The organism is Cysteiniphilum sp. JM-1 (assembly GCF_008711525.1).
GTDB lineage: Bacteria > Pseudomonadota > Gammaproteobacteria > Francisellales > Francisellaceae > Caedibacter.
On sequence record NZ_VXKS01000002.1, the window covers coordinates 18,215 to 39,049 of the forward strand.

Consider the following 20,835-nt stretch of genomic DNA (forward strand, 5'->3'; position numbering starts at 1 on the left):
ATGAAAACATTAACCAATCCACGCGCTATCGCGTGTTCTATTATTCATCAAATCACTCAACATAAAGACAGCTTAGCGTCTTTAGATACCACACTTCAACATTATCCACTGACGGAGCAAAATCGCCGTTTAGTCTATCTGTTATGCTATGGCGTGTTTCGCCATTTTTTTTACCTTGAACATATTTTCAACCGGCAAGCCGAAGGCAAAACCAAACCAAAAGTGCGACTATTGGCAATGATTGGTTTATATCAGATTATCTTTATGCATAAACCAGTGCATGCCTGTATTAATGAAACCGTCAATGCCTGTGATGAATTAAATATTAATAACTCTAAGTCGTTTATTAATGCCTTATTACGTCAGATTGATAAAGCAATGTTGCCCACCAGTGATCACTTTAAAGAACTGCCTGATTGGTTATATGGCAAACTTAAGAAACACTACCCAAGCACGCTTGATAGCATCATTACAAACAGTAATATTCAGCCGCCCATTTTTTTGCGCATTAATCACCAGCAAAGTCCTGAGCAATTTCTAAAGGCACTTAAAGACAATAACATTGGTTACAAAGCAACAACCATTGATAACTGTATTCAACTAAATGAAGCACAGAGCATCCAGGAATTACCTTTGTTTTCTCAAGGGTTCTTCAGCGTTCAGGATCAATCGGCTCAATTAGCCGCACATATCTTAGCGCCACAAACACGAGAGAAAATTCTTGATGCCTGTGCCGCACCTGGTGGTAAAAGTGCGCATCTATTAGAGCTTTGTCCTGATATCGAATTAACCATTATGGATAATAATGCCAAGCGTTTTGAACGCATTAAAGAGAATCTTGCGCGTTTACAATTAAATGAGCTTAATATTCACCTTGCAATTCATGACGCCACAGCGCCACTTAAAGAGGATATTTTATTTGACAAAATATTAATTGATGCACCGTGCAGTGCCACGGGTGTGATTCGGCGCAATCCAGATATCAAAGTGCTACGCACGCCTGATGAGATCAAAGAGATTGTACACATACAACAGCGTATCTTGCATAATCTTGTGAGTTATCTCAAACCTAATGGTTTACTTCTTTATGCTACTTGCTCTATTTTGCCTGAAGAAAATGACAAGCAAATGACAAATTTCCTGCAAACACATTCTGAGTTTACTGTTATTGATATTCCAATGCTGGATAACAGACTCAAACAAGTCCATGGTTACCAGATTTTGCCTACTGAAGATGGAGGCGATGGATTCTACTATTGTCTATTACAAAAAATGAGGGAGACATAATGATGACAACAGCAACAAAACAACATTTCTTACAAGGTGATAAGCGTGTCAATAAACATGTTATTATTTTGTTAATCCTATCAATGATCGTTATTTGCGCGATGACTTCTTCAGCAATCACTGCTACGAAACCTGTTCATTTAGGACTAAGCTTTCCTTTTTCAAATATTATTTTTGCCCTTTTCACTTTCCCCATCATTGACGCAGTTTGTGAGTTATATGGTAAAAAGAAAGCCTATTTCATCTCAATCCTTGGGGTAATCAGTCAGGTAATTTTCGTACTGATTATTGAGCTTTCAGTCGTTATGCCACATACTACAGGCTGGCATGATCAAAGCGTTTATGCCCATGTTTTAGCCAAAAGCAACCTTGTGATTTTGGGCACGGTGATTGGTTTTATTATTTCACAGTTTCTTGATGTTTTTATCTTTCAGACAATCAAAGATCTATCTAAAGGACGTTTTTTATGGTTACGTTCAGGGTTTTCAAGCATTTTAGGTCAATTGATTGATTCCGTGATTTTCATTTCTATCGTTTTTTGGTCTTTTCCTGATAAAACCACATTAATCCTAGGCTCATTTGGCTCTAAAGCCATTTTCTGTATCCTTGCTATTCCTATTACTTATGCCATTGTTTATGCAGCGAAATGCTATATAAATTCAACTTACCACAATGAATCCATTAGTTAAATTCACTGAGTTTTATATCCTCAATTGCTACTAAAGCTTTGGCAATACCGACTAATTTTTTATGTTCATAAATAGGCATATAGATTGGTGCTACAACTTCTGAAGCACTATCATCATATTCAATCTCGCCATAACACACCTTGCCTAATCCATTGTGATAAGCCACTTGCCACCACTTTTCATCTGCTTGATAAAAATCAGTCGTCATATTGGTTTGGCAAACATTCATACCCGATAAATCAGTAACAAAAATCTCAATAAAGGCAGGATGCTCTGCCTGAAACTGCTTTAATCTAACCGCGCACGCATTATAAAGTAAAAGCTGAACATTATAGGTATCGCGCATTTTTTGCATATTCTGATCAATCGCCTGATAACGCGCTTCAGGTAATGGTGTTTCCTCAGCTAAGCGCTTATTGGCATTCATTAATGTTTGCGTAATACGACTATCAGCAAAAAGCTCATTCAATTGCGCTTGGCGCACATCTAAATGTGATTTAAGCTCATCTGCGTACTCACCTGTCTCAAGATCAGACTTGCTTAATGTGTCTTTACTTTGATTACCACAAGCAGTCAGTATTACCAACATCGCACTTAGGATTAACACCTTTAATTGCTTCACATGACACCGATTAATTATAAATCTTCGTGTTCAACTGTATTGCTTTTCTTTGATGAAAACAAAGATACAATAAATTTAATCACGCGATATACAATCGCCACACCAATCGCAACCAATAAAATCCAAAATAAAAAGATAAAGACATGATAAAGCACAACCAATGCCGTTAATATCACAAAAATAACTAAGACTTCCTGAATAAACTTTTCCATTTTATTTCCTTTTGTTTTTTTACTGTCTATACCAATGTAATTTTAGCAAATTTTCTTTTGCCCACTTGATAAACATCTGAGGTTTTCTGTTTTAATGCAAGCTGTGTATCCTCAACCTTATCACCATTAATTTTAACCGCACCTTGCTTAATCATACGGATCGCTTCAGAAGTGCTTGAAACCAAACCTGCTAACTTTAAAACATTTGCAATCGGCATATTGTCTTCTGCTAATGTAATCGTCTCTTCAGGCATATCTTCAGGCATCTGATTCTTTTGGAAGCGATCGATGAAGTTTTGATGCGCTTTTTGTGCTGCCGCCTCGTCATGAAAGCGCGCAATAATCTCTTTAGCTAAATCAATCTTAACATCACGTGGGTTTTGACCATTGTTAACCGCTTCTTTTAAACTTTCAATCTCAGTCATCGGCTTAAAGCTTAACAACTCATAATAGCGCCACATCAGCTCATCCGAAATCGACATGATTTTACCAAACATCTCATCTGCAGGCTCTTCAATACCAATATAGTTATTGGCTGATTTAGACATTTTCTTGACACCATCTAACCCTTCTAACAACGGCATAGTGATAATCACTTGTGGCTCTTGTCCTGCTTGTTTTTGCAGCTCACGCCCCATTAATAAATTAAATTTCTGATCTGTACCACCTAACTCAATATCAGCAACCATCGCCACCGAGTCATAGCCTTGCACTAAAGGATATAAAAACTCATGAATAGCAATGCCTTGCCCAGACTTGTAGCGCTTAGAGAAATCATCACGCTCAAGCATCCTGGCAACAGTTTGTTTTGACGCAAGCTTAATCATGTCACTTGCGCTCATCTGATCAAACCAATCACCGTTGCGCTTAACGACTGTTTTTTCTTGATCTAAAATTTTGAAAATTTGCTTTTGATAGGTTTTAGCATTCTCTTCGACATCTGCCGCTGACAATGGTGGACGCGTAGCATTTTTCCCCGTTGGATCACCAATTTGTGCGGTAAAGTTACCAATTAAAAAATGAATTTCATGTCCTAAATCTTGTAATTGACGCAATTTATTGATCACCACGGTATGTCCTAAATGAATATCAGGTGCCGTTGGATCACAGCCAAACTTGACAATAAGTGGCTTTTTCTTTTTTAACTTCGCAATCAAATCTTCTTCTAACAGCACCTCTTCGGCACCACGCTTAATCACACTTAATGTTTGTTCAATGCTATGCATAGCGATCTATTTACCTTCTTTTACCTTTTTATATTTTCTGTCATTTTTGATAACCCTCAAGCTGCCTCTATGTATACCAACATTAGCCACAAAACGCAATTACCACTGACAATTATTGGCAATTCTCGCGCGAGCGGTTGTCTTAATGCTGCATTTTCCGGTACACTCTCGAACTGTTACGGTGACCACGATATTTTTATGCATGAGACAATATAACAATAAGAAAGATAAAGAACTAAAAAAACCCAAAAAAACTAACACCTATAATGACAAGCCAAAGCGTACACCCAAGCATAAATGGCGCTTTTTCTTTACATTCTTTCTGATTATTGCGGTCTTTCTTGTGCTGGTTTATCGCTTATTTTATCTAGAAACCAAGGATCACCGCTTTCTATCTGATCACGGTCAAAACGAAAGTCATCGCACCATTGATTTAGATGCAACACGTGGCATTATCTATGATCGCAACGGCATTCCATTGGCAGTCAGTACCAATTTGTATAAAGTTATTTTGGATATCAAAGTCTTAAAAAACTACCCTGAAAAATATCAAAAGATCAATGCGGCAAATATTGATGGTCTTTCATTAAGTGACCTTGAAACACTCATCAGCAAATATCCTAACAAACAATATTATATCGCCGCACAGTTTGTTGAACCCTCAAAAATCGATGATTTAAAAGCATTAAATATCCCAGGCGTTGAGATAGAGGATCAAAATAGAACCTACTATCCTAAAGCCGATGAAATAGCCCCGCTTATTGGTTTTACAAACATTGCTAATAAAGGACAAGATGGCTTGATGCTAACCTATCAAGATAAGCTCCACGCAGAGGAAGGTGCACTATCTAGTACTTTAGATGGTAAAGGCCGCGCTATAAGTTTCAATGATAAACCGCAACATTACCATCTAGGCAAAAGTATTTACTTAACCGTTGATAGTAATATCCAAAGCTTTACTTATCAAGCGCTTAAGAAAGGTGTCATTGACACCAATGCCGATTCAGGCGCTGCCGTTGTTGTTGATCCGCAAAATGGCGAGATTTTAGCACTTGCCAGTTACCCAAGCTTTAACCCTAATAACTTCAATGAACATACTGGCAAAGCCATTGCCTTACAACCCGTTATTGAGACCTTTGAACCAGGCTCAACCATTAAGCCATTTTTCATCTCTCAAGCACTTCTGTCGGGCAAATACACACCAGATAGTATGATTGATACGAATCCTGGTTATTATTTCCTGCATAGTCATCGCATTCGTGATGATGCCAACTTTGGTGATATCACCTTGACACAAATTCTTGAGAAATCCAGTAACGTTGGTGTTAGTAAAGTCACCTTAACACTCGATAAAGAAAAGGTTTATAACTTCCTATCAAGTTTAGGCTTTGGACAGCCATCAACCATTGATTTCCCACGTGCCACCAATGGTTATTTGCCCCCTTTAAGCTCATTAAGTGAGTTTGAATTTGCTACCCTTTCCTTTGGTTATGCATTAAGTAGCTCAGCCTTACAGTTAGCACATGCTTATACGATTTTTGGCAATGATGGCAAGCTTTGTCCAGTAAGCTTAATCAAGCCAAAGCATCCAGATGAAATCAATTGTCGTCAAGTATTACCTCAAGATATTGCCAAAGAAGTATTGGCCATGCTACAAACGGTGGTCAGCATTCATGGTACAGGTGTGCTTGCTAATATTCCAGGGTTTGACGTTGCCGGCAAAACAGGTACTTCACATCGCGTTGCCAATGGTAAATTTGTTAATGAATATAACGCCATTTTTGCCGGTGTAGCACCCGTTAAAAATCCAAGACTTTCAATTGTCGTTTGGATCAACAACCCTAAAGGTAGCCATTTTTATCAATTCGGTGGCGTATCAGCAGCACCTGTCTTTGCCAGTATTGCTCAGCACACCTTGCAATATATGGGCGTGCCTTATCAGCAGCCATTAAGTGAATATGAGTTATTAAATCGAAATAAGAAATGGTTGATGCAGATTATTGCCGATAACTAGGCTGATTTTGGCATCCAAGCATTTACAAGTGTATTTTTAATCTCATCTTGCTGATCTTTGTTTAACAGATCTTCGCCAACACCTGTTTCAACATTAAAGCTTGCCAATGTTTGAATAATCACATCAATTTGTTTGTTGCTTAGTACAAATTTACCAACTTCTATCTCATCGATTTGATGGTCTCCAGATTCAAACCAATCCGTTACAATGATCTCTTTGGGTTTGTTTTTGTCTGCCAAATTCTTAATCATTAAGTTGCTTACTTCACGATAAAATCTTAAATCCGTTGTTTTAATGCCGTTGAGCTTCATAAAGTCAGAACTGCCATCACCATCATAATTATTAATTATTGTATTATTGGTATTTTTGAAGTTGATTTGATAATGATCACTGCCATTGCCACCGCTTAAGATATTGTTATCACCATGCGCGATAAGGGTATCATCTCCGTCCTGACCTTGAAGCAAATCATCACCATTTTTAGCACGAAGTGTATCATCACCTTGACCACCAAAAAGCTGATCCGCGCCATCATTGCCTGCATATAAGGTATCGTTTCCAGCCTCACCATATAAGCTATTATCACCCCATTGCGCGTAAAGCTGATCATTGCCGCCTCCTGCATAAATGACATCATCACCTTTACCTGCATAGATCAAATCACTCCCATTGCCACTATAAACGGTATCATCTCCAGCACCTGAGCGAATAGTATTTTGACCGGATTGAACCTCGATAACATCATCACCATTGCCTGTGGTAATGATATTATTACCGTTGCCTGCATAGATCTCATTGTCACCATGCCCCGCTTTAATGACATTATCACCATCATAAACATAAATCACATCATAGCCATTGCCACTATAAATTTGATTATCGCCATCGCCCACATCGATCTCATTATCACCATGTCCAGCGCGAATGATATTATTACCATCGCCTAATTCAATGTAATCATCACCGCCCCCTGTCATAATGATATTATCACCATCATAAGCGTAGACTTGATTATCTCCACTACCTAATTTTACTGTATTGTTACCATCTCCTAGATTAACTGAATCGTCACCTGAGCCTGCATAAACCACATTATCACCATCCCCAGCATCAAGCTCATTATCACCGTTCCCTAGTTTGATTAGATTATTACCGTCCTCAACATAAACATAATCATAATCCGCACCGCCATAGATCTGATTATTACCACTGCCTGCTTGAATGCTATTTTCGCCATGCCCTGCTTTAATGACATTATCACCCTGACCAACTTCAATCATATCAGCGCCACTGCCTGTGATAATCGTATTCTCACCATCACCAGCTTCAACCACATTATCACCACTTCCTGCCTTAATGAGGTTATTACCATTATCTACATGAATCCTATCATCACCACTTCCGGTTGTAATGGTATTATTTCCGGCACCGGCTTCAATCCAGTTATCGCCTGATTTGGCATGAATGACATCATCTCCAGCATAGCTTTCGATATAGTCATTACCTTTGCTGCCTATGCGATGTATATCATCCGTTATTGCACTATATTTATTTTCATCCTTTAATAGCTCTGCGATTGAATGCGTATTACCTTCGCTATCAATAATGGTTTCAACACTTAATCCCTTAAAGTAGCCACTTAGCTTCATGCTGCTACGATAAAAACCACCATTATTTTGATAACTGCCCGCCTGCTCAAAATCACTGTTGAATGCAATGATTGAAAGATCATCGTTGTCCCTTAGAAAATAAAGCTCATCCATACTCACATCTTTAAGTAAAATAGCATCCTCTGTATTTAATTCATCAGCGATGATAACATCATCATTGAAAGAAAGATTTGATAATACATAATGATCAGCACCTAAGCCTCCGGCTAAATAATCATGATAGCCACCACCATCTAAAATATCGTTACCTTCAGTGCCTTGTAAATACTCGCTTCTGCCTATCCCTTTGATATGTATCATTTGTGCTACTTCATCAAAGCACGTTAAAGTCACACTGTTATGAAAGGTCTTGTCTTCGCCATTGATCTCCATGCTAATCGCTTTATGCGGCATTAGTTGCCAACGCTCGGTGCCGTTGTTAAATTCAATATATGTCGGTGAAGAATAGTCCCGTTTATCCTCATCGTAATCTTTGGTCATGCCATAATCTACTAGGGTAATATTAAGCCCTTTCTCCTTGGAAATAAATATTAAGTCTTTGATATGCCACTTAAGATAACGCTCCCCTAGCTTTGATTGAATTTGCGAAAATGATGTTAAATTGATCTGGTCAAAATCACTTAATTGGATACCTTCATTAAATACTAACGTTGAACTGTTTTCGGTGATTTGTCGTGGTAAATCCATTTTTTTAACTTTATCTTCTCCATCCATTGCCGAAAAAACATAACGGTTATGTCCCACATCACCATAAAGATAGTCATTACCTTTGCCACCGATTAAAGTATCATCACCCGCTCCTGCAGCTAAGCGGTCATCACCCAAGCCGCCATCAAGTGTATCGTCACCAGCATTTCCCTCTAAATTATCATTCCCATCTTGCCCATACATCAAATCATTTTCATTACTACCTATTAGCTTATCATCATAAGGCGTCCCTCTTACCGTAGCTGGATCAAGTAACATATGGGATCTATCGACCATTTCGTCATCGGCGAAAACAAATTGATTCACGCCTGAGCGGTAATTTGATGTCGTGGTGTAAAAGTTTTTTAATACAATCTGATCCTGATTATTTGCGTGCTTAACAATGAGATCATCTAGATTTTTAACAAAGAAAACATCACCAAGCATAATTCCATCTGTAAACACTACGGTATCATTCGCGAACTGCTCACTATTATACAAGTGAGTTGCTTGAATTTCATCTCTACCAAAGTTTACGCCAAATATATAGTTGTTCTTACCATACCCTCCAACTAAAAGATCATTGCCCTGCCCGCCATTCAATATATCATCTCCATCATTGCCATATAATTGGTCATCGCCCTCACCACCAAAAACCTCATCATCGCCTTTACCTCCATATAAATAATCATTTCCAATCATCCCTTCTAAAACATCATCAGCAATCGTCCCATGAAAGCTATCTGCCTGATCCGTCCCCACATAATGAACATTCTCAGGTGTAATATTAAAAACCTCGTCACCTCGTTGCCAAACGGTACCATTTGCAAACTCAATTCGTGACACTTTGCCTAAATCGACATAGTCATCAAGCGCTTTATAAAAATTAGTAAGCCTAACACTATCATACTCATTGATTGTTAATTGCAGATCATACTCAATTCTTTTGAGAGAAATACTCTCAGGACTTATACCGGCAGAGAAACGCAATACATCATTAAAAGTGTCATTGATTGTCCCCTCATCTTTAGCACTAAAGAGGTAATCCATCATATAAGTGCCATCATAATTAAAGCCAATACGCCCTTGCGCATCCAAAAAGGCATTCTTCACAACAACATCATGCCCATCACCTAAATGGTAAATATAAGTCGATTGATTGCGGTAACCACTAACAATTATATCATCGCCTTTGCCCGCCTCCGTTATGGTATGGCTATTTGCTAGAAATTGCCCTCCAGTGAAACCTCCGTCAGTGGCAACGTAATATACCTCTGACACCACAACTCCTGACACAATAACATCATCACCACTACCACCAAAAACTTTATTGTTTCCAGCTCTGGCAACAATCATATCGTCACCCTCACCGCCATCTAAAATATTATTGCTACCTCCACCATGCAAAACATCATCCCCTGCCTCACCATATAATGCATCAGCTATAAAATCTTCATTATTATAGTTTGAAAAAATACGCATATCTGATGCCAAATAATCATTACCATCGCCACCAAAAACAATATCGATATAAAAACTCCCACTTTCGGTATGGATCCAATCATCACCATCACCGCCATCAACATAATTAAATGCTAAGCTACTGCTTGGACTTGTTGTATACCATCTAGGGCTATCTATTGGATTGATTACATCATTTTGATCACTACCTATAACAATTTCATTGCCTTGAATAGTATGCTCCAGAGATTCTTGTAGCGTGTGTATGGCACTGATCATGCCATTTTTAAACTGATCTGATTGTATTTGTGATAGCTCAGCCATTTGCTCATCATTTAACGTTCTTAAGACATTTGCTAATGTTTTGTTACTATCCCAACCAAGCGCTGATAGCTGATTATTCTCTACCGTATTAAGTGATAATAACAAGCCAATCGTATCAATCGCACTAATTTGTACACTATCAGTAAAATACTGATCAATAGCCTCAAAATTTATCGCCAATTGATCCTGATCATCGATATAAAATTCAACCATATCAACCAACCGTTGATAATCATACGTTTTAAAAACATTGTTCTCAACAGACACCAATAATTTATCATATGCACTATTAATCAATGGCGCTTGCTGTGCAAATCCCACGAATATCGCATCATTTAACACTAAATCTTCATTACTGTTAAACTTCATCACGTTTGACCAATTACCAATGGATATTCTAATTTCCGAATTTTCCCCATTCTCAGTGATAGCATAATCAAGCATATGACTAAAATTAAATGCCTCAAGTACAGCAATCTTCTCTAAGCGCTGACGTGTTTCATCACTAATGTCAAAACTAATCTGTGCACCTGACTCGAATGTTAACCCTTCCAATGTCGTAATAGCTGAGGTAAACCCTTCCGCTGATTGTGACCATACCTTAACAAGTTCTTGATATAAACTTTTGCGCTGTTGATAACTATTGGTTTGTATAATACTTTGCACAACGTTAGCAATGTCTGGATTGAGTAATGCCGCTTGATTTAAGTCCCTTACAGCGCCTGAGCCTTGCATATTAAACGCCAAATCCATGGTCTCCAATTCATCAGCAAATTGATGGTTAAAGTCATCATGATATTCACGATAAAATAAATTGGCATTAAAATCTAAAGCAGCGACGACAAAGCTCTCACCATTGATCATGTTATAAGTTGATTTCTTAGCGATCACACCACCGGCTGAGCCACTGCCATCATTAATCGCATTTAAATCAACGCTTGATATGCCAGCATCATCTAGGCTTTTGAGCTCGCCTTCTTGCACAACACCATCTTGATTGCTATCTTGCCATAATCGAAGCTCATCAAATGCTGTATCATTATGATCAAAAACACCATCGTTATTATCATCCAAATCTGATAGCGCATCAAAACCATCTGTGGCTTTCTCTCCATTTGCTTTAATGGTATTGTCCCCAAATAACTCTAATCCATTATCAATCTGTCCATTTTGATCTACATCACGTACCAGTAAAGCATCATCAGCACCAACCCAACCTGAGGCATATTTCACTCCATCACCATTGTGATCAAATAGCACACTTCCATCCGCAACTACGGTTTCAACACCATCACCGTCTAAATCAAAAACTAATGGGTCAGCTCGCAACGGTACTGCATTGGCTGCGGCGTTGAAGTCATTATTAATAGTTTTATCTATGGGGTCTTCCTTATTATCTTCTTTTTTATCTTCAGGGCAATCATCTAACTCTGAGGTAACTCTATCTCTTTGATCTCCATCAAGAAAAGATGTTAATACCTCGTTCATCATTCCCCCTAATTTCTCACCTAATAAATTGAAAAACGCATTCACATCACTATCCAAATAGAGCTGAACCCCATCATATATTGCCTTTGATACTTGATTATAACTATCTGGTGAGTTTTCTTTCCAAAAATTCAAGACCGAGTCTGTCCAACTTCCTTTTGATTTATACGTAAACTTATTGGCAAAGTCTTGAAAACTCCCATCAAAATTATTAATTGCAAAATATAAGTCACTAAAGGCTCTTTTTGTTGCTGCAAGCAAAATTATAGCACCTACACCTTTCCCAGCAATCCTAAGTCCACTTCGATACCATCCTGAGACATTCATCCTTGCCACTATTTTTCCTCCAGTTGCAGCACCTGTAGCTGCCATAGCAGATTCTATAGCAATAATTGCTACAGGCTTACCATGTAAATACTCAATCACAATATCTCCGATTGAAAGCATTCTACCAAAATGACTTGAAAAACCTTTTATAGCAGCCCCCATATCTTTCATATTTTTACCTTTGGCTAACTCCTCAGCAGCATGTCCAATTTCTTTAGTCTGTGTTAATGCTATACTAGTCCCTCCAACGGCTTTTTCTAAACCGGTAAACTCTTTAGTTTTTTCTAATTCAGAACACATGATAATCTCCTCAGTTAGTTACAAAATAACAAATACAAGACAGTAAAAACAAAAACAATCATGAGTATTAAAGGTATATACAAATAGACCCTCCAAATACCTATTAACACTTTTCTAACACCTAACTCTTCAAACCAATTTGACTTTAAATATAACAGCCATGGATATATAAAAACATATCTAATAAATTTAATTTTAAAGGCAAATAACATCCCGTTATTTCCTTTATTTGTTAGCATCCAAATTGTTGATAGACCCACAAATCCATGCATAAATAACATAATATCAAGACGCTTACCAAAATACTCTGGATGGCTCTCAAGAATTTTATATATAACTAGAAAATAAAGCTTATCTAGTCGATAAAAATAATGTTTATTGCATAAAAATGACAACCATAATAACGATTCAGTTATGCCAAATATTGACAAGAAAATAATGATGTAATCATCCGATCTGAGTGCAAACACAGCTAGACATAAAGTAATAGTAGTTCCTCCCCAGAGTAAAAAGTCTTTATACCATATCGGCACTACCAGCATGCTTATAAAGACAATATATAATACATAAGGTTTAATTAATTCATAGAGATGTTGATTACTTGCACTTTGAGTAATCAAGATTTTATAGTTAATATAAAAAGCAAAAAACAAAATAATATAAATCACAACAAAAATACATATTCGACGAGAATGGATAACTTTTCTTTCTCTCTCAGATGCCATGTACATAGCATAATAATCATCATTAATTATCTTATTTTCAGCCCAATTTCTATGCCAGAACGATTGTGTTGGAAACTTTTCACAGCCATCCCCGTTAGGCAACATCACTATGCCACCTACTCTTTGCTTAAACAATCTGTGCGCTTTCAGAATCAGCACTACTAGCAATAAGATAAAAACTAACATAATGTAAAACATACATACACCACTTACTCCATTTAGAATTTACTGTAAATATACAAAACACAAGCGCCGGTAAACATAATGCTTGGAAGAATGATTATCCAACGACAAAGTGCAAAGCACCACAGGGTACCAACCTCCTCTCCAAACCACTCAGGCTTACTATAAATAAGCCAAGGATATACACACATATACCTAAAGTACTTGGTTTTAAACGCAAATAAATAAGGTGTTTTTTCATCCGACTTTAAACACCAGATAGCTGTAAAGCCGAAGGCACCTTGTAGAAAAATATCAATCAATTTATTTCTCACAATTTTTTCATCTCCATTCACTCTAGTTAGGTTTGAGTAGATACGATCAAAACATACGCTATCGATATATTCTCCTCTTCGTTGAATTAGCAAAAAGAAAATAACAACGATTAACTCCGAAAGAAGTATTAACATTACATATGCTGCATCATATGAATGCTGTAATATATATATATGAAAAATGCATAAGAAAGAGCCACATTTATCATCAATACAAATATTATCAAGAACAACCTTAAAGATATAACGAGCAAAACCAACAATACTATTGGTGTCCACCAGTAAGGATACTTGTCTACCAAATCAACGCGACCTATAAGCAAATAAATAATAGTATAAACACTGAATACTGCTAATAACGTCATCGAAACAGCAATAATAATCCAAATTAATAATCTCCTATTATAGGATCTACTAATTTCACTTTCTTCTGCCCAGTTCATTAAATAATAATCGTCTTTTACAAGCTTACACTCAAGCCAATTTCTACTCCATTTGTTGGGTTTATCAGCGCTATCTTGTTTATCTTTTAATACCACGATTATCTCCTTACATGTTTTCACAAAACAACATCACCAATTCATTCAAATCAAGCCTTCAAAAAATGGCTTTTAGTACAATCAATCCATATGATAAAAAATCAAGCGCGGGGGATAAAATAGAGTTGCCTCGGATTAAGCCTAGACCATTATCTCTAAAGATCAAATTTCATTCTTGATTTTTTGAAAAATTCTGCTTAATTATCCTCGTGCTGCAAGCAAAAATATTGTTCGGAACTATATTCCGTAACCGTGGACTGAGCGTCAGTCGAAGCCCTTATACATTTTTTGATATTTCCCCTTCGACTTAGCTCAGGGAACGGGATGATTCTTTGAGCATTAGTCCTTCCAGTGTGGTAATAGCTGATGTAAATCCTTCAGCTGATTGTGCCCATGCACTGACAAGCGCTTGATACAAACTTCCAAATATTTCTTTAGTCTGTGTTAATGTTACACTAATCCCTCCAACAGCTTTTTCTAAACCGGTAAACTCTTTAGTTTTTCTAATTTAGAACACATAATAAATCTCCTGCTTTATTTAGAATTTACTCAAAACATACAAAGCACAAGCAACAATAAACATTATGGTTGGGAAAATAACTATCCAACGACAGAATTCAAAGCAACGCAACCTTCCTCCTTTTTGAAACCACTCAGGCTTACTATAGATAAGCCATGGATATAGACATACGTACCTAAAGTATTTAGTTTTAAACGCAAATAAATAAGGTTTTTTTTCATCCAACTTTAAACACCAGATAGCTGTAAAACCAAAAGCGCCTTGCAAGAAAGCATTAATAATACAATTATTTGTTAGATTATCTTTAGAACCCATCTGTTTTAACTTTAAATAAATCGATTCAAAATAAATTTCATCCAGTCTTTTACATGCTCCTTGATTTATCAAAAAAAGCATAAAGACAGTAACCTCACTTATTATTAAAACAAATACAAAAGCAACAACATACTCTCCTTTGGTCAATGATGCATATGTAAAAAAACAACATACAGCCATAGTCAACAAGCCAAGGATAAACCAAAAAAATCTTAAAGAGATAAAATATATAATGATTAGAATTAAGGGAGTCATCAAAAAAAATGGTGCCACTGAAATAGTTAGCAGCAATATTATAAGCGATAGCAAACGCCTGAACCGATAAGCTTTTTTTATTTCTTCATCTTTTGCAAAATTCATTAAATAATAATCATCTTTTACAAGCTTACACTCAAGCCAATTTCTACTCCATTTTTTGGGCTTATCAGCGCTATCTTGTTTATCTTTTAATACCACGATTATCTCCTTACATGTTTTCACAAAACAACATAACCAATTCATTCAAACCAAGCCTTCAAAAAATGGCTTTTAGTACAATCAATCCATATGATGAAAAATCAAGCGCGGGGGGATAAAATAGAGTTGCCTCGGATTAAGCCTAGACCATTATTTCCAAAGGTCAAATTTCATTCTTGATTTTTTGAAAATTTCTGCTTAACAAGTCTTAAATTGCTAACCAAAACTCCTTATCAGACTCAAGTTATTGTAGAGAATTCCCTCTATCCAATCTTCATCCCTACACCCATTATCAACGCTCATGCAAGCTTTCTTTAAATGCCTTAGTTAACGGACTTAGGAAATATTCAATAATTCGTCTTTCGCCGGTTTTCACCTCAACGGTCACCGTCATGCCTGAGCGAATGCTAAACTCTTTTCCTTGCTTGTGTAATGTCGTGCTATCAAGCTTTGCAATGACTTTAAAGACCAATCCCAAATGTTGATCGTCAATCGCATCGTCACTTATCTCAACAATCTCACCGGTTAATAATCCGTATTCAGTAAAAGGATACGTATCGATCTTGACTTGTACCTTTTGCCCTTCATGCACATAGCCAATATCTTTATTTGAGATCATCGCATTAACTTCTAGTGGACTATCTTTGGGAATAATCTGCATTAATATTTGAGCAGGCGTCACCACCGCACCAATGGTATGCACAGATAAGCTCTGGACAAAACCTGAAAGTGGTGCGCTTAGACTTTGTGCCTGCTGCATTAATTGATATTTGTTAAGTTCATTGCTTAGACTCTTAAAGTCTTTTTGATTTAACTCAATTTCCTCTAACACTTGCGCGAAGTAGTCTGCTTTAGCACGCATAAGCGCACTATTTTTACTGCTAATATTTGCAGTTAACTGCGCTACTGTTGCCTTGTGTTGTGCTAATGCTTGCTCGGTTTCAATCACCACTTTTTGACTTTGTAACATATCAGCTTTTGAGCCATAGTCATTTTGATGCAGTGTTTGGTACATGCTATTTTGCTCAGTAATAATCGGCAGTGTCTTATTGAGCATTTCAAGTTGCATCTCAAGTGCTTCTTTCTCGGCTTTGGCAGCACTAATCTCAGCCATCAAATAATCGATATCCGCACTATAAGCTTGCCATTTTCGCCATATCAGCTCAATCAAAGCATCTCTTTCTGTTGACGTTAATCCTTGTGTAAACAACAGCTCATCAATATCCTTTTTTGCTAATCCATCCTTCGTTGCTAACTGTAATAACTGATAAAGGCTTTGGTACTCTTTCAACATAAAGTACGCCACCTTAAGCTGTTGCGTAATATTCTCAATATCCGCCTGAGTAACCCGCTGATCTAACTCAATCAATACTTGCCCTTTTGTTACCAGCTGACCATCTTTCACCAAAATCTCTTTAATCACCCCTTTTTCTAACGGCTGAATTGATTTAACCTGCGCTTCGGGCACGACCTTCCCTTGTGCGCTCACTACAACATCCATTTTGCCAAAGCATGCCCATAGTACGGCAATGACAATTAACACAACCAAAAGCCACATCATGATGCGCGCTAAGGGGTGTGGTGGTCTCTCTTCAACCTCAAGTGCCAAAGGGAGAAAACTTAACGCATCCCTTTGCTGATTGCGCCTGTCTTGCCATTGCACCAATTGCTGATAAAGTTGGACAATTTTGCGATATAAGTTTCTCATCATCATCCCCTTATGTTTACAAATTGTGCACGATACAGCTTGGCATAGTGACCACCCAATGCTAATAGTTCATTATGACTCCCTTCCTCAACCACCTTACCTGCTTCAAGATAGATAATCTTATCGCAATGCATCACCGTTGATAGTCTGTGGGCGATAATAAACACCGTGCGATTTTGGGTGATTTCACGCATATTTTGCTGAATCATACGCTCAGACTCGTAATCTAAAGCCGATGTTGCCTCATCAAAAATAAGTATTTTAGGCTCATTGATCAATGCTCTGGCGATGGCAATACGCTGCTTTTGCCCTCCAGAGAAATTGGCACCTTGCTCCTCTACGATCGTGTCATAACCATGTTTTAATTTGACAATAAACTCATCAGCTCCTGATAATTTAGCCGCATTGATTACTACATCCAAAGAAGCCCCTGGACAAGTTAGCGCAATATTCTCACGAATACTGCGATTAAATAAAAAGCTCTCTTGTGACACCACGCCAATCTGTTGCCTTAACCATACAGCACTTAATGCTGAGATATCAGCACCATCGAGTAAAATACTGCCTGATTGCGGTAGATAAAGCTTTTGTAAGAGTTTTGCCAATGTACTTTTACCCGAGCCTGAGCGCCCGACAATACCAACGGTTTGATTGGCTTGAACGTTGAAGTTAATCTCTTTTAATACCGCAGGGGTATTAATGCCATAATGAAATGTAAGATTCTTAAATTCGATACTTCCAGATAATTGGGCTAATTGCTGATTATTGCTTACGGTGGATCCTTCCGCTGTGGTATTTAAAATATCCCCCAAACGTTTTAATGATATACGTGCTTGCTGAAAGTCCTGCCATAATTGCACCACTTTTAAAATAGGACTAGTAACGCGTCCGGCGAGCATATTAAAAGCAATCAATTGACCAATGGTTAAATCACCTGACATCACTAAGTTAACCCCTAGAAAAATAATCAAAAGTGTCGTGATCTTGCTAATAAATTGTGCGATTTGCGAAGTGATATTACTTAAGTTGCGCGCGCGAAAGTTGGTTCGCACATAATTTGCTAGATTATCTTCCCATTTATGTTGCATTTGTGGCTCAATCGCTGATGATTTAACGGTTTGAATTCCGGTTAATGATTCGGTTAGAAATGCTTGATTCTTGGCACCTTCTTTAAATGCCTGATCAAGGCGCGCCTTTAGTATTGGGGTAATCAAAAGTGACAAGACAACATAACAAGGAATGGTTGCCAATACGATTAAGGTCAATTGGGCTGAATAAAACCACATGACCGCGAAAAAGATAAAAGTAAAGCCAAGGTCAATCAGCAAGGTCAATGCGCTACTAGTCAAAAACTCACGAATACTATCAAGCTCTTTAACACGTGCCACACTTAAACCCACTTGCCGCGCCTCAAAATAAGCAAGAGGCAAACTTAATAAATGCTGATACAGTTTAGTACCTAACTCAACATCAACGCGACTTGTGGTATGTGCAAACAAATAAGTACGAATCGCACCTAAAATTACCTCAAAAATACTCACTGCCACAAAGCCAATGGCTAATATCTCCAATGTGGTTAAGGCTTGATGCACAACCACTTTATCCATCACCACTTGGAAAAATAGTGGTGTTACCAGAGCAAATAACTGCAAGAAAAATGACGCGATAAACACATCACGAAAGACGTGTTTGTATTTCCATAATGCCGGAATAAACCATTTGATATTAAATGCCTTATCTTTTGACGTATTATTTTTAGGATTGAGATAGATCACTTTACCATTAAATAATTGACTAAATTCAGCTGACGATAAACTCGTCAGCTCATTGCTATTGGCTAAAATAACAAGATACTCTTGTTGATCATTAACACCGACCAAAACAAAATAATCGTCTTTGCCAACAATAATTGCAGGTAAAGTAGATAACTTAATACTCGCGATATCGCAGCTGATCTCTTTGGCATGAAAAGCATTGACTTTAAGCGCTCGCATCAATGCCGTATGCCCAAATGCCCCATCCACAGCAAACTGATGAAAAATCGTTTTAGGATCTAATGCCACCTGATATAAACTGGCTGCTTGTATTAGTGCTAATAACGCTGTATTTTGCTGATAACTCTGCATATCATCGCCCCGAAAAATTGCCCGCTCAAGATAAAATATAGATCAAAAAATAGATAAATAAAGGGTGGTTTTAATGTTATCTGTAGAAATTCAATAACCGAAACTCTGTAAATTGATTTGTGATGGGTGTGGCATCACGTTTTAAGATACTTGGTCTAATAAGCACTTGACTTAATCCTCAAAAATTCAGACACTCATGGGCAGTCTAAATCATACTGTACACAATCATGCTATTTATTTTAATGCTTATCATTGGCTACTTATTTGGTTCAATTAATAGTGCCATCATCACCTGTAAATTGATGGGCTTACCTTCACCACGCAGTATTGGTTCCGGTAATCCAGGGGCAACTAATGTCTTGCGTCTAGGAGGCAAAAAGGCCGCAGCAATCACCCTTTTGGGTGACGCACTGAAAGGCTTAATCCCCGTAATTATTGCGCATGCTTTACATTTAAGCGCAACTGAAATTGGTTATGTTGCACTTCTTGCCGTTGTTGGGCATATATTTCCTGTATTCTTTGGTTTCAAAGGAGGTAAAGGTGTTGCCACTTTAATCGGTGTTGTTCTTGGATTTTATTGGTTGATTGGCATTATCTTTCTTGCTACATGGCTCATATGCGCATTAATTACCAAGTACTCTTCATTGTCTGCATTAATTGCGACGATTGTTTCTGCTGTTTGTGTGATTTTCATCTTTAGTTTTCACACTGCACTGCCATTTATCATCATTGCTGTTATTGTGATCTTACGACATCATGAAAACATCAAACGCCTTATCAATGGCAGCGAAAGCAAAATAGGTCAAAAGAAAAATGCCTGAATTACCTGAAGTCGAGACGGTTAAAAACGGTCTTAGCTTACATTGCTTAAAGCGCAAGATTATAAGCGCTCATACTTATATTGATAAACTACGCTATCCACTGGATCCTAGGCTTAGTGACAAAGTAACTAACCAATCAATTCATGATATCTCAAGGCGTGGCAAGCATTTGATTATCACCTTAGATGATTATGCGTTGATTATTCATCTTGGCATGTCTGGTGTATTGCAGATTACTGATCGTAATACCTATCAACACAAAAAACATGATCATATTGTTTTACAACTCGATGATGGTCAGACGATCTTTTATCATGACCCTCGGCGCTTTGGTTATTGGGATATTACCGACGGTGATCCTTTGCTACATAAATACTTTTCAAACTATGGTCCTGAGCCTTTAACGCAACACTTTAATAGTCGCTATTTGCAACGCACACTTAAAGCACGCACACAAGCGATCAAAAGTGTGATTATGGATAACAAAATCGTGGTTGGTGTTGGCAACATCTATGCCTGTGAGAGTTTATTTAAAGCAGGTATTTCACCGTTGAAACCCGCTAATACCTTGACAAAGAATGAGATCAGCAAGCTTATCGATGCCATCCAATCCACGTTATTGCAAGCGATTAAAGCCGGTGGCACCACCTTGAAAGACTACAAAAATGCCACAGGCAAACCTGGTTATTTTGCCCAATCTTTAGCAGTTTACGGGCAAAAAGACAAAGCATGCCAGATCTGTTCAACCGTTATTTCATCGATTGTTATCAATCAACGCAACACCTTCTATTGCCCACAATGTCAACCATAAGGGAAAAATA

At 37.6% G+C, this 20,835-nt stretch carries 15 protein-coding genes; 5 read left to right on the forward strand and 10 right to left on the reverse strand.

The features are described from left to right. Both rsmB and F3D68_RS00825 read left to right on the forward strand, forming a co-directional pair. Positions 1-1,287, forward strand: a complete 1,287-nt coding sequence (rsmB, locus tag F3D68_RS00820; RefSeq protein WP_151192643.1) for a 16S rRNA (cytosine(967)-C(5))-methyltransferase RsmB — start codon at positions 1-3, stop codon at positions 1,285-1,287. Beyond that, positions 1,287-1,976, forward strand: a complete 690-nt coding sequence (locus F3D68_RS00825) for a queuosine precursor transporter (protein WP_151192644.1) — start codon at positions 1,287-1,289, stop codon at positions 1,974-1,976. Before rsmB ends, F3D68_RS00825 begins: the two co-directional genes overlap by 1 nt. On the opposite strand, the gene F3D68_RS00830 is transcribed toward F3D68_RS00825, so the two are convergent. From F3D68_RS00830 to tyrS, 3 genes are read right to left on the reverse strand one after another with little or no spacing between them, the layout of a single operon-like run. Then, positions 1,969-2,598, reverse strand: coding sequence for a cache domain-containing protein (locus F3D68_RS00830; RefSeq protein WP_151192645.1), 630 nt, complete (start codon positions 2,596-2,598; stop codon positions 1,969-1,971). The genes F3D68_RS00825 and F3D68_RS00830 overlap by 8 nt on opposite strands. Positions 2,599-2,612: 14 nt before the next feature. Then, complete coding sequence (locus F3D68_RS00835; RefSeq protein WP_151192646.1) at positions 2,613-2,810, reverse strand: hypothetical protein; 198 nt, start codon at positions 2,808-2,810, stop codon at positions 2,613-2,615. A gap of 26 nt (positions 2,811-2,836) precedes the next feature. Beyond that, on the reverse strand, positions 2,837-4,036 hold the full coding sequence (tyrS, locus tag F3D68_RS00840; RefSeq protein WP_151192647.1) for a tyrosine--tRNA ligase: 1,200 nt from the start codon (positions 4,034-4,036) through the stop codon (positions 2,837-2,839). A gap of 202 nt (positions 4,037-4,238) precedes the next feature. Here tyrS and F3D68_RS00845 point away from each other — a divergent pair, with 202 nt between their 5' ends. Then, positions 4,239-6,050 (forward strand): peptidoglycan D,D-transpeptidase FtsI family protein, encoded by a 1,812-nt coding sequence (locus F3D68_RS00845; protein WP_191092644.1) that lies wholly within the window; start codon positions 4,239-4,241, stop codon positions 6,048-6,050. Here the strand turns inward: F3D68_RS00845 and F3D68_RS00850 are convergent. The 7 genes from F3D68_RS00850 to F3D68_RS00880 form a co-directional block, all read right to left on the reverse strand. Further along, entirely contained in the window at positions 6,047-12,307 is a 6,261-nt protein-coding gene (locus tag F3D68_RS00850) for a calcium-binding protein (RefSeq protein WP_151192649.1), read from the reverse strand. The genes F3D68_RS00845 and F3D68_RS00850 overlap by 4 nt on opposite strands. A gap of 14 nt (positions 12,308-12,321) precedes the next feature. Then, positions 12,322-13,230, reverse strand: coding sequence for a hypothetical protein (locus F3D68_RS00855; RefSeq protein WP_151192650.1), 909 nt, complete (start codon positions 13,228-13,230; stop codon positions 12,322-12,324). Between the two features lie 20 nt (positions 13,231-13,250). Continuing rightward, positions 13,251-13,664 (reverse strand): hypothetical protein, encoded by a 414-nt coding sequence (locus F3D68_RS00860; protein ID WP_151192651.1) that lies wholly within the window; start codon positions 13,662-13,664, stop codon positions 13,251-13,253. Then, positions 13,664-14,068 (reverse strand): hypothetical protein, encoded by a 405-nt coding sequence (locus F3D68_RS00865; RefSeq protein WP_151192652.1) that lies wholly within the window; start codon positions 14,066-14,068, stop codon positions 13,664-13,666. Before F3D68_RS00865 ends, F3D68_RS00860 begins: the two co-directional genes overlap by 1 nt. A 538-nt stretch (positions 14,069-14,606) precedes the next feature. Beyond that, positions 14,607-15,359 (reverse strand): hypothetical protein, encoded by a 753-nt coding sequence (locus F3D68_RS00870; protein ID WP_151192653.1) that lies wholly within the window; start codon positions 15,357-15,359, stop codon positions 14,607-14,609. A gap of 292 nt (positions 15,360-15,651) precedes the next feature. Further along, complete coding sequence (locus F3D68_RS00875; protein WP_191092645.1) at positions 15,652-17,067, reverse strand: HlyD family type I secretion periplasmic adaptor subunit; 1,416 nt, start codon at positions 17,065-17,067, stop codon at positions 15,652-15,654. A 2-nt stretch (positions 17,068-17,069) separates the two neighbouring features. After that, complete coding sequence (locus F3D68_RS00880; RefSeq protein ID WP_151192655.1) at positions 17,070-19,193, reverse strand: type I secretion system permease/ATPase; 2,124 nt, start codon at positions 19,191-19,193, stop codon at positions 17,070-17,072. A gap of 227 nt (positions 19,194-19,420) precedes the next feature. Between F3D68_RS00880 and plsY the strand changes: the two genes are divergently transcribed. Both plsY and mutM read left to right on the forward strand, forming a co-directional pair. Beyond that, positions 19,421-20,014 (forward strand): glycerol-3-phosphate 1-O-acyltransferase PlsY, encoded by a 594-nt coding sequence (gene plsY, locus F3D68_RS00885; protein ID WP_151192656.1) that lies wholly within the window; start codon positions 19,421-19,423, stop codon positions 20,012-20,014. Then, on the forward strand, positions 20,007-20,825 hold the full coding sequence (gene mutM, locus F3D68_RS00890; protein ID WP_151192657.1) for a bifunctional DNA-formamidopyrimidine glycosylase/DNA-(apurinic or apyrimidinic site) lyase: 819 nt from the start codon (positions 20,007-20,009) through the stop codon (positions 20,823-20,825). Before plsY ends, mutM begins: the two co-directional genes overlap by 8 nt. Positions 20,826-20,835 lie beyond the last annotated feature (10 nt).